Here is a 15070-nt window from a genome sequence, read left to right as displayed (position 1 = left end):
TAATGTTAAATGCAGAATTTTTTTCAGTGACAGGGAATTTTCGTGAAAATAATGAAGATGCAGGTGGTGTGTTTTATAACAAAACAGATCAACAACTTTTAGTCATGTGTGATGGGATGGGCGGACACCAAGCAGGTGAGGTCGCATCTCAATTTGTCGTAGAAGCCTTACAAACACGATTTGAAGCAGAAAATTATATTGAGCCAGAACAAGCGGAACATTGGTTGAAACATACTTTACAAGTTGTGAATCGTGATCTATATGATACAGCACAACAAAATCCTGCTTATCAAGGTATGGGAACAACATGCGTCTGTGCGCTTGTATTTGATCATCATATCGTGGTCGCAAATGTAGGAGATTCTCGTGCTTATCTCACGAATGGAAGACGTATGGATCAAATTACGATCGATCATACATTTGTAAATCAATTGGTGATGCTAGGTGAAATAACTGAGGAAGAAGCTTTTCTACATCCAAGAAGACATATTATTACTAAAGTCATGGGTACAAATCGTTTTGTTACACCAGATATCTTTACGAAGCGAACACAATTTTATCAATATCTGATTTTAAATTCTGACGGTTTAACTGATTATGTCAAATCTCATAAAATACATGATGTTTTAAAACAAGAACAAGATATTCATGCGACAGGTCAAGCGATTCTTGATCTTGCTGTCGAACATGAAGCGAAAGATAATATCTCTTTTGTTCTTGCAGAAATTGCAGGTGAGCCTGTATGATAGGGCGTTTGATAGATGATCGCTATGAATTAACCCAAATTCTTGGCGGCGGTGGTATGTCGAATGTCTACGTTGCGATGGACACCATTTTAAATCGTAAAGTGGCAGTCAAATTGATTCATATTTTGCCGAATGAAAAACAAGCAACAGTGCAACGCTTTGAAAGAGAAGTGCAAAATACGACACGGTTATCTCATAAAAATATTGTGAGCGTACTCGATGTGGGTGAAGAAGATGATTGTTTCTTTTTAGTGATGGAATATATTGAGGGACCAACTTTGTCAGATTATATAAAAGCACATGGGCCCTTACAGCCACAAAAAGCACTACAATTTATGGAGCAAGTTTTAAGTGGCATCCGTCATGCACATGAACAAGGGATTATCCATCGGGATATTAAGCCGCAAAATATGATTATTGATCGTAATCAAACATTAAAAATTGTGGATTTTGGTATCGCCAAAGCATTAAGTGAAACAGCGATGACCCAGACGAATCACGTAGTCGGAACAGTGCAATATCTTTCACCAGAACAAGCAAAAGGTGAGAAAACGGGAGAGCGCTCTGATATTTATTCTTTAGGTATCGTTTTGTATGAAATGTTAACTGGACAGCCACCATTTAATGGCGAAACGCCTGTTAGTATTGCGATTAAGCAGATACAAGAGACGGTCCCTAATGTAAGTGATAAAAGAAGAGATGTTCCGCAAGCGTTAAGTAACGTCATTTTAAAAGCGACAGAAAAAGAGCAAAGTAATAGATATCGCTCTGTCTCAGAGATGGCGAGTGATGTCATGTCTACACTAGATCCTAGTCGTAAAAATGAACCCCTATATGAATCGGATACCTCTAAAACGAAAACAGTGCCTATCGATAAAAATGCGCTAAAAATAGAACAAGATAAACAAAAAAAATCTGTAAAAGAAACAACACAAATTCCAATCGTTCAAACAGAAAAACAAGCTGAGCCTAAACAGTCTAAGAAGGCCTCTTATTATGTGCCAACACAAAAGCGTTCTGTCCGTAAAAAAGTGGTCTTTGGTCTTATCTTAGTCCTGTTAGTTGCAAGTTTGTTTGTTTTTATGGCCGCAGCTATGATTGGCAATAAATATAGCCAAGTTCCTGATGTACTGGGTAAATCAGAACAACAAACTGAAAAGTTATTAAAAGATAACAAGCTTAAAATTGGCCACATTTCACATGAATATAGTGACCATTATGATAAAGAACGTGTTATGGCCATTAAACCGGAAGCTGGCTCAAAAGTAGAACAAAACAGTCAGGTTGATATTGTTATTTCTAAAGGCCAGCATATTGAAAAAATGCCGAATCTTATCGGTATGACTAAACGGGATGCTGAGAATAAGTTGAAGGAATTAGGCTTTAGTCATGTGACTTTTACAACAGCGTACACGCAAAATGATTTTGAAAAAGGAAGCATAGAAGCACAAAGTATTACACCAGGTGAAAATGTTGTCGTTACTAAAGATGCAGTACAGCTTACCGAGTCACTTGGAAAGCGACAAATCTATGTTGATGATTACACAAATCAAGATTACGATAAGGTCAAACAAGAGCTAGAAGACAAAGGTTTAAATGTTGAAATAGAAAAAGAACGTGCAGATAATCATGTGAAAGAAAATCATATCATTAATCACACACCTAAAAAGACGAACGTCGATGAAGGAGACACTGTAAGATTTATCGTCTCTACCGGCAAAGAAGATGATGATGACAGTGAGGATAAAGCAGATCGTGATTCTAAAACTGTGCGGGAGAAACCTTATTCTGAAAATGTGACAATTCCATATAGTGGTAAAAACAAAAAAGCACAAAAAGTAGAAGTGTATATCCAAGATAAAAATAATGATAGCGATTCACCGGCTGAAACTTTCACTATTTCTAAAAGTATTTCTTATCCTTTAAATTTAACGATACCTAAAGATGATTCAGGTCATTACGAAATTAAAGTAGATGGGAAAACGGTTGACAGAAAAACAATTCATTACGATGATTTATAACTAATCAATACGCCATATGATTCAAATGTTGTTTAAGCATTCGAAACCATATGGCGTATTCTCATATTCTATATATTTAATATAGAGATGATGGATTCGTTCCGCACTTTATAATGTCTTTGTGTGCTTGGCTTTGATATAATAACTAAGGAATCTAAAGGAAAAAATGAGGTGTGAATTTGAAAACAGGTAGAATTATCAGATCATTAAGTGGTGTTTATCGAGTCGATGTTGAAGGTGAAATATATGATGCAAAAGCACGAGGGCTTTTTAGAAAAAAACAAATTTCGCCGATTGTTGGTGATATTGTCGACATCGATATTGAAACCCATTCATCAGGCTATATTCAGCATGTACATCCTCGGAAGAATGAATTAAAACGCCCACCTGTGAGTAATATTGACTTGTTGATTGTTGTGATGAGCGCGGTGTCACCCAATTTTTCAAGTCAACTCTTAGATCGTTTTCTCGTCATCGGACATTCATATGGTCTACATCCTAACATCTTAATTACTAAAAAAGATCTTGCGTCTAAAGATGAGCAAATTAAAATTCAAGACACATTAGATTATTATGAGAAAATAGGTTATCAAACACAATTTATTGGTAAAGATGACGATGTGAAGCGTGTCTTTAAAGATTGGGCGCCTGGTTTGGCTGTATTGAGCGGTCAGTCTGGTGTAGGGAAATCAACGCTTCTAAATCGCTATGCGCCAGATTTAGCGTTGGCAACGAATGAAATATCACAATCTTTAAATAGAGGTAAGCATACAACAAGACATGTCGAATTATATAAGCGTGAAAATGGGCATATCGCTGATACACCAGGATTTAGCGCTTTAGATTTTGAACATATCGAAAAGGAAGAGCTTCGAGACTATTTTATCGATATCGCACAATTGGGTGAACTTTGTAAGTTTAGAAACTGTTACCATATTAATGAACCCAAATGTCATGTCAAAGAGAAAGTAGCACAAAATGAGCTACCTGAATTCCGTTATCAGCATTATGTTCAACTTTTTAATGAAATTTCTAATCGAAAGGTAAGGTACTAATGACAAAAATATTTCCTTCTTTATTATCGGCAGATTTTCTGAACTTAAAACAGGAAATGATTGAACTTGAGCGTGCAGGGGTAGATGCGCTGCATTTTGATGTGATGGACGGTCAATTCGTTCCAAATATTTCAATTGGTTTTCCAATTCTTGAAGCTGTCCGATCTGCGACATCTTTACCGATTGACGTTCATTTAATGATTAATAACCCAGAGCAGTATATTGATACTTTTATCGATAAAGGTGCAAATAAACTGTCTGTACATTATGAAGCTACACCGCATATCCACAGAATTATTCAAAGAATTAAAAATAGAGGGGTTGAAGCGGGTGTTGTCATTAATCCAGGTACACCCATCAGTGCTTTAGACACGCTTTTAGATGAAGTGGATTATGTTCTGATTATGTCCGTAAACCCTGGATTTGGTGGCCAAAAATTTATTCCATCATCATTAAGAAAGATAGCGCAATTAAAAGAACAAAGAAAACAACGTGAACTTGATTTTAAAATTGAAGTTGATGGTGGTGTCAATGCCGAAACAGCAGCTCAAGTGATTGAAGCGGGTGCGGATTGGTTAGTGGCTGGTTCTTATTTCTTTAATCAACAAAATTATCAGCAAGCCACACAAATTTTAAAAGGTGAGGCATAGCCCATGACAAAAAGCATCTGTTTGTTATGTAGTTCTCGTACTTTACCTGAAAAACTATTAGAACACCATCATGATCAAGAGTGGGCGGGTGTTGATAGAGGCACACTTCTTTTACTTCAACATCAAATCACACCTGTTTTTGCGGTAGGTGATTTTGATTCGATTTCATCTTCTGAACGTGAATGGATTAAATCGCATATTGCAATTGAACCTGTGCCTGCAGAAAAAGCAGATACAGATTTAGCGCTAGCGGTTCACCAAGCAGTTGCTTTAGGTTACGATGACATTCAAATCTATGGCGCTACAGGTGGACGACTAGATCACTTTATGGGCGCAATGGCATTGCTCCAAAATCCAGATTTTGTAAACAAGAAAATAGTAATAATTGATAAAATGAATGAGATTGAATATTTAACAGAGGGTCGCTACACAATCGAGAATAATGAAAGTTTTAAATATGTATCTTTTCCTTTAGGTGCAGATCAGGTGAAGTTATCTTTAAAAGGTTTTAAGTATGAATTAGATGAAGTGACTTTACAACGCGGATCCACACTGACGATTTCAAATGAATTTATAGAGGATAAGGGCGAAGTGATTGTTCATGAAGGGGCGGTTTTTCTTATGAGAAGCCGTGACGAATAAAAATTAAAGCAACAAAAAAACGAGTCTTCCACATAAAGACTCGTTTTATTTTAATCTATTTTGTTAATTATACGCGAGTGACTTTACCTGATTTTAAAGCACGAGCTGAAACCCAAACTTTTTTAGGTTTACCATCAACAAGGATTCTAACTTTTTGTAAATTAGCATTCCAACGACGTTTTGAAGCGTTTAACGCGTGTGAACGGTTGTTTCCTGTTGAAGCTTTACGTCCTGTAACGAAACATTCTTTACCCATCATCGTACCTCCTTTAAGAAATACAAATACACTTTGCTACTACATACTAACGTAATATACCACATTAAACATTGACATGCAATATTAAATTAGGGTATATTTTCAGATATTACTTTTTGTAGTGGTCGATTTCTGATATAATTTACTGTTGTGATTAAACGTTGTTTGCTAAGAATGACGAACAAGGAACATCTCCATTGGCATAAGACTTGTATGTATAGTAATATAAGGTTTACTAGAAATTGATTTTCTTTACATTTTGTTCATGTAAGTTTTGAAAATTAAAAAATGGATGATGACATAAAGCGGACTGATTGAGAATAGGAGGCGTATGATATGGCATTAGAAATTACGAATGATTATGGTAGTATTGACATTTCAAACGAAGTGATAGCATCTATTGTAGGCGGAAAAGCTGTAGAATGTTACGGTATTGTGGGTATGGCATCTCGTCAGCAAGTGAGAGATGGTATTGCAGAAATTCTCGGACATGAAAATTATGCTAAAGGTATTGTTGTGAGAGAAAATGAAGGCGTATTAGATGTTGATATGCATATCATTGTCAGCTATGGCGTTAAAATCTCAGAAGTTGCGCAAAATGTGCAATCAACAGTGAAATATACTTTAGAGCATACATTAAAACTAAAAGTAAACTCTGTGAATATTTTTGTACAGGGCGTACGTTTTAATAATGACGGGAATGACAAATAGGAGGATATTTGCATGATTACTAAGATCAACGGCAATTTATTTGCCGAAATGATTATACAAGGGGCTCAAAACTTATCGAATAATGCGGATATGGTTGACGCGTTAAATGTTTATCCAGTACCTGACGGGGACACAGGGACAAATATGAACTTATCTATGACTTCAGGGCGCGAAGAAGTTCAAAGTCATCTTACAAGTCATATCGGTGACTTAGGGAAAGCTTTTTCAAAAGGTTTGTTGATGGGCGCACGTGGTAATTCAGGTGTGATTTTATCACAAATTTTTAGAGGTTTTTCTAAAGCATTAGAAGATGAAAAAGATATCGATGCTAAGCAGTTTGCGCACAGTTTTGACGCCGGTGTTAAAACAGCGTATAAGGCAGTGATGAAACCGGTTGAAGGAACAATTTTAACTGTTGCGAAAGATGCAGCACAAGCAGCAATCGATGTAGCTGAAGAAACAGAAGACTGTTTGGAAATGATGACGCGCGTTTATGAGGCTGCGCAAAAATCACTTGAAAATACACCGAATCTTTTACCTGTCTTAAAGGAAGTCGGTGTTGTTGACAGTGGTGGTAAAGGATTAACGCTTGTTTATGAAGGTTTCTTAAAAGCAATGAAAGGTGAAAAAGTAGAAGCGCATGCACCTAAAGTGGATACAGAAACTTTCTTTAATGATGAACATGATTTTCACGGTGTCATTAACACAGAAGATATTGTTTACGGTTACTGTACTGAAATGATGGTCCGCTTTCAACCTGGCAAAGAAAAATTTGATGAAACGACTTTCCGTTCAGATATGAGTGGATTTGGTGATTCTTTACTTGTGATTAGTGACGATGAAATTGTTAAAGTTCATGTTCACACTGAGACGCCAGGCGAAGTATTCACGTTCGGTCAAAAATACGGTGAATTAATTAAAGTTAAAGCTGAAAATATGCGCGAACAACATCGTGAGGTATTACGTAAAGAAGCATCGAATGAAAGTACAAAACAAAAGCAAGAACCTGCTCAAAATGTTGAAACGGCAATCGTTACGATTTCTATGGGCGAGGGCATTACGGAATTATTTAAATCCATGGGTGCAACACATGTCATTAGTGGTGGTCAAACGATGAATCCGTCTACGGAAGATATCGTCAATGTGATTAATGAAAGTGGTTGCAAACGTGCAATTATCTTGCCGAATAATAAAAATATACAAATGGCCAGTCAACAAGCAGCTGAAATTGTTGACGTAGAAGCTGTTGTCATTCCAACGCGTACTGTGCCTCAAGGTATTGTAGCTATGTTCCATTATGATGAAAGTGTTGAACTTGATGAAAATGAAACTGCGATGACTGCGGCTTTAGAAAATGTGAAGTCTGGTTCAATTACATATGCTGTTCGAGATACAAAAATTGATGGCATTAAAATTGAAAAAGATGCATATATGGGATTAGTGGAAGATAAAATCATTGCGAGTGATCGTGATGAACAACAAGTCGTTCAAAAAACTTTGGAAACAATGTTGGATGAAGATAGTGAAATTCTAACGATTATTACTGGTGATGAAGCAAATTCAGAAACAACTGAATGGATTGAATCATTTGTTGAAACACATTTTGAAGATGTTGAGATTGAAGTTCAAAATGGTCAACAACCTATTTATCCTTATTTGTTTGCCGTCGAATAAACCATGGATTCAGTAGCTCAGTGTGCGGTCTTTTATGCTTGACTTAGGGCGCTGATATCTATGTTGAAGAGGCGCAATGAAATAGATGGATTACTTTCATATGTGATTACGCCTCATAGGGGTGAAATAGTCATTTCTTGTTTAATATGAGATGACTGTTTTACTCCTATTTTTAATGAAAAATAACATCAATTAGTGGCGTTAATGAATGATATTGAGTGATTGCATGTCATTAAGAAGATGTTTTAAATATTTATGAAACTTTCTATTTTATATGTTTACAATGTCAAATTTTTAATCAATATGGAAGATTGTTATAATAAAGTTACACTTTAAGTGGTCTAAAACGGGGGGAGCAAAAAATGAAGTATAAAAGCGTATTTGATATTATAGGGCCAACAATGGTCGGTCCTTCATCATCACATACAGCAGGTGCAGTCAGAATCGGATTGGTTGCTAGAGATCTGTTTGGAAAACAACCGAATCGTGCTGATATCTATTTATATGGTTCTTTTATGGAAACGTACAAAGGACATGGTACAGACGTAGCATTGGTCGGCGGATTGTTAGGTTACGATACAGATGATGATCGAATTGAATCTAGTTTGGAAACCGCAGAATCACAAGGAATGCGGGTACATTTTATAGAAATGACTGAGGAACGTTCACACCCGAATACAGCGATTATAGATATGACAGATGGCGATAAAAATATATCTGTTGAAGGTGTTTCAATCGGTGGTGGCAAAATAGAAATTGTGGCGATTAATGGTTTTCCACTTGCGATTAGTGGTAATTATCCAACCTTACTCGTCTTCCACCAAGACACATTCGGTACAATAGGTAAAGTAGCTAATATTTTAGGTGATTACAGCATTAATGTTGGGAGTATGCAAGTCGCGCGTAAAGAAAAAGGCGACGAAGCATTAATGACCTGTGAATTAGATGATGATATTAGTGAAGATGTTTTAGGTTTGATTAGAAAAGTACCTGGTGTTGTGACAGTATCGTTAATGGGGGATGCGTAAAATGGAAAGCATTAAAATGTTTAAGAGTGTGAAAGAATTAATTGCGAAATGTGAAGCTGAAAATAAAGCGATATATGAAGTGATGCTCGAACAAGAGATGGCTGTTACAGGTTTGTCTGCTGAAGCTGTTTATACACAGATGAATCATAACTTAGAAACAATGGAAAAAGCATTAGAAGAAGGACTTGCTGGCGTCACATCTAAAACAGGGCTAACAGGTGGCGATGCTGTTTTAATGAAAGCGTATATTGAAAAAGGCCAAACCCTTGCTGGAGATCTCGTTTTAGATGCTGTGAGTAAAGCAGTGGCAACAAATGAAGTCAATGCAGCAATGGGGAAAATCTGTGCGACACCAACTGCTGGTTCAGCAGGTGTTGTACCTGGCGTTTTATTTTCACTAAAAAATCGATTACAATTAAGTCGACAAGATATGCTGAATTTTTTACTTACATCAGGCGCGTTTGGTTTCGTTGTAGCAAATAATGCCTCTATCTCAGGGGCGGCAGGCGGATGCCAAGCTGAAGTGGGTTCAGCAAGTGCGATGGCAGCTGCTGCTATTGTAGAAGCGGCAGGTGGTACGCCACAACAATCCGCAGAAGGATTTGCAATTTGTCTTAAAAATATGCTCGGCTTAGTTTGTGACCCGGTCGCAGGTTTAGTGGAAGTCCCTTGTGTTAAAAGAAATGCTGCAGGTGCGTCAAATGCGATTGTTTCTGCTGACATGGCTTTAGCGGGGATTGAATCTCGTATTCCTACCGACGAAGTGATTGATGCGATGTACAAAATTGGACAAACGATGCCTTCTGCGTTACGTGAAACGGGCCGTGGTGGCTTGGCAGGTACACCGACCGGTCAACGATTAAAACAACAAATTTTTGGTGATTAAATATGACAAACATCAATCTTATCAATAATCCTTATAGTTTAAAGGAAATTAAAGGCTTAGGTCCAAAGCGACTCGCCGTTTTAAATGAAATGAATATTGATACCATTCAAGATCTTGTGCTTTATTTGCCAACGCGTTATGAAGATAATACGTTGGTAGATATCACAACTGCGGAAGATGAAGCCAATGTGACAGTTCGAGGAGAAGTTTATTCGACTCCAACTGTCGCTTTTTTTGGACGTAACCGCTCTAAGTTAACTGTGCATGTAATGGTAAATGGCGTTGCAGTGAAAGCGATATATTTTAATCAGCCCTATTTGAAGAATAAAATCCAATTACATGAAACAGTCATTATAAAAGGGAAATGGTCACGACGAAAGCAAGAAATAAATGGAAACAAAATGTTTTTTAGTGCTGATTCCCTTTCCGATGCCCAGTACACCCCCATCTATCGTGTAAAGGAAGGGATTAAACAAAAACAACTTAGAGATATGATACGAGAAACATTAAATCATATTACGATTGAAGAATGGTTACCTGAAGCGTTGCGTACTAAATATAAATTAGAAACATTGAGCGATACATTGCACGCTTTACATGAAGCGAAAGATCAACAGTCTCTCATTAAAGCGAGACGAACGTTTGCATTTACAGAATTTTTTATGTTTGAATTACGGATGCAATGGTTGAACAGAATTGAAAAATCATCTGATGAAGCGATTGAAGTGGATTATGATTTGCAACGAGTCAAAGCTTTTATTCAAACGTTGCCATTTGAATTAACAGAAGGTCAAAAGCAGAGTGTGAATGAAATCTTTAGAGATTTGAAAGCGCCGATACGGATGCATCGTTTGTTACAAGGAGATGTTGGGTCAGGTAAAACGGTTGTAGCGGCGATTTGTATGTATGCGATGAAGACTGCAGGTTTTCAATCTGCTTTAATGGTACCGACAGAAATTCTTGCAGAACAACATGCTGATAGCCTTGCACAACTATTTGGGCCGCATATGAATGTGGCACTTCTGACAGGTTCGGTCAAAGGGAAAAGACGAAAATTACTTTTAGAACAGTTGGAAAACGGAGAGATAGATTGTGTAGTAGGAACACATGCATTAATTCAAGATGACGTTAATTTTAAAGATGTGGGCTTAGTAATTACAGACGAACAACACCGCTTTGGCGTTCAACAAAGACAGAAGCTGCGTGAAAAAGGGGCTTTGTCCAATGTATTATTTATGACAGCTACCCCTATACCTAGGACGTTGGCAATTTCAGTTTTTGGTGAAATGGATGTTTCATCAATAAAAAGTCTACCTAAAGGACGCAAGCCTATTCAAACGCATTGGATCAAACATGAAAGATACGATCTAGCCATTGAAAAAATGAATAATGAGTTGAAAAAGGGACGCCAAGCTTATGTCATTTCACCATTAATAGAAAGCTCTGAGCATTTGGAAGATGTGCAAAATGCAATTGCTTTATATGAAAATCTGCAAGTTGCCTTGCCAAATCAGCGGATTGGACTGTTACACGGAAGAATGACTTCGGATGAGAAAGATCAAGTGATGCATCAGTTTAGTGCTCATGAACTTGATGTGCTTGTTGCAACAACTGTTGTCGAAGTAGGGGTCAATGTGCCTAACGCAACATTTATGATGATATATGATGCAGACCGCTTCGGATTATCTACTTTACACCAACTTCGTGGACGGGTCGGTCGAAGTGACCATCAAAGTTATTGTGTGCTGATTGCTTCTCCTAAAACCGAGACCGGTATCGAACGGATGCAAATTATGACGCAGACCACGGATGGATTCGAACTGAGTGAGAGAGATTTAGAAATGCGTGGACCGGGAGATTTTTTTGGTGTGAAACAAAGTGGCTTGCCTGACTTTTTAGTCGGAAATCTTGTTGAAGATTATCGAATGCTAGAAGTTGCAAGGGATGAGGCTGCACAACTCATTCAATCAGGTGACTTTTTCACGCCAGCATACGAACGTTTGCGCACATTTATTGAAGATAAAATACTCTATCAAAGTTTTGATTAATGATGACACTCAAAAAATAAGAGAGAAAATCGCTGTGTCATCACACTTTACAAGCATATTAAATTGTTTTGAAACTAAGGTTGAACGTGTTAAAATAATGTGGAGTCAATTGAGACTTGGTACTAAATTTTGGGTGGCGATGATGTGAAAAAGACTAAGGATGAGAGACGCGCGCTAATTGAAACAACCATCCAACAAAATCCGTTCATTACGGATCAAGCATTAAGCGAGATGTTTGAAGTGAGTATACAAACGATTCGTCTTGATCGTAGTCAACTTAAAATACCAGAACTACGTGAACGTGTGAAAAGTGTCGCAAAAGATCAATACCAAAATATTAGTGCTTTGGAGGATCAAGACATTATCGGTGATATCGTTTCGCTTGAACCGAATCATTATGGGAAATCTATTTTGACAATCACCAAAAAGGACGTTTTTTCTAGAAATGAAATCGCGCGTGGACATGTTTTGTTTGCACAAGCGAATTCTTTATGTGTCGCAATGGTTAAACATATCGCTGTATTAACAAAAGAAAGTCATATTCACTTTGTAAAACCTGTTCATTTAGGTGATGTTGTCATGGCAACAGCAGAGGTTCAATTTCATGATGACAAATATTATGAAATGAGTGTCACTTCTTATGTTGAAAAAGAAAGAGTCTTTGAAGGAATATTTAAAATGTATTACATAAGTGAGGATGAATAAGATGGTAAAATTAGCTGTAGATATGATGGGTGGCGACGATGCACCGAATATCGTTCTCGAAGGTGTTGAAAAAGCAGTTAATGATTTTGAGGACTTGGAAATAATTTTATTTGGGGATGAAAAGCAATGTCATATTCAGCATCCTAGAGTAGAAGTCAGACATACGACTGAAGAAATTACGATGGAAGATGAACCTGTTCGCGCAATTAAGCGTAAAAAAGACAGTTCAATGGTACGTATGGCAGAAGCGGTAAAAAATGGTGAGGCAGATGCATGTGTATCAGCTGGGAATACGGGTGCACTCATGTCGGCAGGACTATTTATCGTAGGCCGCTTACCGGGTGTTGCACGTCCAGCACTAGTGGTAACATTACCAACAGTAAAGGGTAAAGGTGTTGTCCTCTTAGATGTAGGCGCAAATGCTGACGCAAAGGCCGAACATTTATATCAAAATGCTGTGCTCGGACATATTTATGCACAAAAGCTAAGAGGTATTGAAACGCCTAAAGTTGCGTTGTTAAATATCGGTACCGAAGCTAAAAAAGGAAACAGCTTAACAAAAGAAGCTTTTAACTTAATGTCAAAAACTGAACAGTTTCAATTTGTTGGTAATATTGAAGCGAAGTCTATCATGGAAGACGAAGCAGATGTCATAGTGACAGACGGTTATACAGGTAATATGATTTTGAAAAATTTAGAAGGTATTGCCAAATCGTTTGGAAAAATCATTAAAAATGATTTATTACATAGTGTGAAAAATAAACTGGCAGCTTTAATGATGAAAAAAGATATTAAGCATATTGCGAAACAATTAGATTACACTGAGTATGGCGGCTCGGTGCTACTTGGGCTTGATGGAATTGTAGTAAAAGCACATGGAAGTTCAAATGCCAAAGCTTTTTATTCAGCGATTCGCCAAGCAAAAATTGCAGCGGATACGCGCATTGTTGAAAACATGAGAGAAAAGGTGGCTGAATAAAGTGGGTAAAACAGTTTTAATGTTTCCGGGACAAGGTGCCCAAAAAGTCGGAATGGCACAAGATTTGTATCAACAAGATCAAGCTGCAACACATATTCTTGATGAAGCACAATCACAAATGCCTTTTGATTTATTAGAAACGATGTTTGAGGATCCGGAAGGGATTTTAGGTCAAACTGAAAATACACAACCTGCGCTTCTTACGCACAGTATGGCGCTTTATGCGGCTATGGGACAACCTAAAAGTGACTTTACATTAGGTCATAGTCTCGGTGAATATGCGAGTTTAGTGATGAGCGGTGTTTTAAAATTTGAAGATGCCGTTCAAATCGTTCGTAAACGTGGGGAACTCATGGCACAAGCTTTTCCTAAAGGCGTCGGAAGTATGGCAGCCGTATTAGGTCTCTCTTTGGATGAAGTGAAAGCGATTTGTGATCAAATTTCAACGGAACAGTACGTCGTTGAACCTGCGAATATCAATTGTCCTGGTCAAATTGTTGTTTCAGGTCATAAAGAAGCCATCGATCGTTTTGTGGCTGATGGTAAAAGTTTAGGTGCTAAACGTGTTTTACCGTTAGATGTTTCAGGACCATTTCATTCGTCGATGATGCAAGTCATTGAATCAGAATTTACAACTTATATTAATCAGTTTGAATGGCACTCAGCGACAACACCAGTCGTTCAAAATGTGAATGCATCCGCTGAAGTAGATGCGACACAAATCAAGCAAAATATGATTAAACAGTTATATGTCCCTGTTCAATTTATTGATTCTGTAGAATGGTTAATCGAACAAGGTGTAGACCACTTTATAGAAGTAGGTCCAGGCAAAGTTCTATCCGGTTTAGTTAAAAAGATTAACAGAAATGTAAAAATAACTTCGATCCAAACACTCGAAGATGTAAAGGAATGGAAAGCAGATGAGTAAAGTAGCATTAGTCACAGGCGCTTCTCGCGGTATCGGCCGTAGTATTGCATTGCAGTTAGCAGAAGAAGGTTATCATGTTGTCGTTAACTATGCAGGCAATCAAGAAAAAGCAGAAGAAGTTGTTGAACAAATTAAACAAAAAGGCGTTGATGCAGTAGCCATTCAAGCTAATGTTTCAAACGGCGATGAAGTAAAAGCGATGATTAAAGAAGTCGTTAAAACATTTGGTTCAATCGATGTACTTGTAAACAATGCAGGGATTACAAGAGATAATCTATTGATAAGAATGAAAGAACGTGAATGGGACGAAGTCATTGATACAAACTTAAAAGGTGTCTTTAATTGTATTCAAAAAGTGACGCCACAAATGTTAAAACAACGCCATGGTCGCATTATCAACTTAACAAGTATCGTCGGTGCGGTAGGGAATCCTGGACAAATTAACTATGTTGCGTCTAAGGCGGGTGTCATTGGTATGACAAAAACAGCGGCAAGAGAACTTGCATCACGTAACATTACGGTTAATGCAGTAGCCCCTGGTTTTATTGTTTCTGACATGACAGATGCATTAAATGACGAGTTGAAAGAAACGATGAAATCACAAATTCCACTAGGTCGCTTTGGACAAGATACGGATATTGCGCATACAGTTGCATTTCTTGCTTCTGATAAAGCGGAATATATCACAGGTCAAACGATACATGTAAATGGTGGCATGCATATGGAATAAAGTTTGAGACA

The 15070-nt window shown here is 37.5% G+C and carries 15 protein-coding genes; 14 read left to right on the top strand and 1 reads right to left on the bottom strand.

Annotated features, from left to right (window positions below; translation table 11 throughout):
- The first annotated feature begins 2 nt into the window (after positions 1-2).
- The 5 genes from MUA40_RS07740 to MUA40_RS07720 all read left to right on the top strand — a co-directional run bounded on the left by MUA40_RS07740 (position 3) and on the right by MUA40_RS07720 (position 5114).
- On the top strand, positions 3-746 hold the full coding sequence (locus MUA40_RS07740) for a Stp1/IreP family PP2C-type Ser/Thr phosphatase (RefSeq protein WP_016424868.1): 744 nt from the start codon (positions 3-5) through the stop codon (positions 744-746).
- Entirely contained in the window at positions 743-2767 is a 2025-nt protein-coding gene (gene pknB / locus MUA40_RS07735) for a Stk1 family PASTA domain-containing Ser/Thr kinase (RefSeq protein WP_126495948.1), read from the top strand. The genes MUA40_RS07740 and pknB overlap by 4 nt, the downstream gene beginning before the upstream one ends.
- Before the next feature lie 179 nt (positions 2768-2946).
- On the top strand, positions 2947-3822 hold the full coding sequence (gene rsgA, locus MUA40_RS07730) for a ribosome small subunit-dependent GTPase A (protein ID WP_155976633.1): 876 nt from the start codon (positions 2947-2949) through the stop codon (positions 3820-3822).
- Positions 3822-4472 carry a ribulose-phosphate 3-epimerase gene (rpe, locus tag MUA40_RS07725; protein WP_016424871.1) on the top strand — a complete coding sequence of 217 codons (651 nt, stop codon included), beginning with the start codon at positions 3822-3824 and terminating at the stop codon, positions 4470-4472. The genes rsgA and rpe overlap by 1 nt, the downstream gene beginning before the upstream one ends.
- A gap of 3 nt (positions 4473-4475) precedes the next feature.
- Positions 4476-5114: a thiamine diphosphokinase gene (locus MUA40_RS07720; RefSeq protein ID WP_016424872.1), complete on the top strand. Its 639-nt coding sequence runs from the start codon at positions 4476-4478 to the stop codon at positions 5112-5114.
- Between the two features lie 67 nt (positions 5115-5181).
- On the opposite strand, the gene rpmB is transcribed toward MUA40_RS07720, so the two are convergent.
- Positions 5182-5370, bottom strand: coding sequence for a 50S ribosomal protein L28 (rpmB, locus tag MUA40_RS07715; RefSeq protein WP_016424873.1), 189 nt, complete (start codon positions 5368-5370; stop codon positions 5182-5184).
- Positions 5371-5706: 336 nt separating this feature from the next.
- Between rpmB and MUA40_RS07710 the strand changes: the two genes are divergently transcribed.
- The 9 genes from MUA40_RS07710 (at position 5707) to fabG (ending at position 15059) form a co-directional block, all read left to right on the top strand.
- The gene (locus MUA40_RS07710) at positions 5707-6081 is read left to right on the top strand and encodes an Asp23/Gls24 family envelope stress response protein (RefSeq protein ID WP_016424874.1); all 375 of its coding nucleotides are present in this window, start codon (positions 5707-5709) and stop codon (positions 6079-6081) included.
- Positions 6082-6093: 12 nt separating this feature from the next.
- Positions 6094-7755 carry a fatty acid kinase catalytic subunit FakA gene (gene fakA, locus MUA40_RS07705; protein ID WP_016424875.1) on the top strand — a complete coding sequence of 554 codons (1662 nt, stop codon included), beginning with the start codon at positions 6094-6096 and terminating at the stop codon, positions 7753-7755.
- A gap of 362 nt (positions 7756-8117) precedes the next feature.
- Positions 8118-8783, top strand: a complete 666-nt coding sequence (sdaAB, locus tag MUA40_RS07700) for an L-serine ammonia-lyase, iron-sulfur-dependent subunit beta (RefSeq protein WP_016424876.1) — start codon at positions 8118-8120, stop codon at positions 8781-8783.
- A gap of 16 nt (positions 8784-8799) precedes the next feature.
- The gene (sdaAA, locus tag MUA40_RS07695) at positions 8800-9669 is read left to right on the top strand and encodes an L-serine ammonia-lyase, iron-sulfur-dependent, subunit alpha (RefSeq protein ID WP_126495953.1); all 870 of its coding nucleotides are present in this window, start codon (positions 8800-8802) and stop codon (positions 9667-9669) included.
- 2 nt (positions 9670-9671) lie between these two features.
- The gene (recG, locus tag MUA40_RS07690; protein WP_194368859.1) at positions 9672-11717 is read left to right on the top strand and encodes an ATP-dependent DNA helicase RecG; all 2046 of its coding nucleotides are present in this window, start codon (positions 9672-9674) and stop codon (positions 11715-11717) included.
- Positions 11718-11861: 144 nt separating this feature from the next.
- Positions 11862-12422: a transcription factor FapR gene (gene fapR / locus MUA40_RS07685; RefSeq protein WP_016424879.1), complete on the top strand. Its 561-nt coding sequence runs from the start codon at positions 11862-11864 to the stop codon at positions 12420-12422.
- A 1-nt stretch (position 12423) separates the two neighbouring features.
- Positions 12424-13401 carry a phosphate acyltransferase PlsX gene (gene plsX, locus MUA40_RS07680; RefSeq protein WP_167732751.1) on the top strand — a complete coding sequence of 326 codons (978 nt, stop codon included), beginning with the start codon at positions 12424-12426 and terminating at the stop codon, positions 13399-13401.
- A gap of 1 nt (position 13402) precedes the next feature.
- A complete protein-coding gene (gene fabD, locus MUA40_RS07675) occupies positions 13403-14329 on the top strand; it encodes an ACP S-malonyltransferase (protein ID WP_126495945.1) in 927 nt (308 codons plus the stop codon).
- Complete coding sequence (fabG, locus tag MUA40_RS07670) at positions 14322-15059, top strand: 3-oxoacyl-[acyl-carrier-protein] reductase (RefSeq protein ID WP_167732752.1); 738 nt, start codon at positions 14322-14324, stop codon at positions 15057-15059. The genes fabD and fabG overlap by 8 nt, the downstream gene beginning before the upstream one ends.
- The last annotated feature ends 11 nt before the right edge of the window (positions 15060-15070 follow it).

It is taken from the genome of Staphylococcus schleiferi (genome assembly GCF_025558325.1).
GTDB classification, from domain to species: Bacteria; Bacillota; Bacilli; order Staphylococcales; family Staphylococcaceae; genus Staphylococcus; species Staphylococcus schleiferi.
This window is presented reverse-complemented; position numbering and strand designations above follow the sequence as displayed.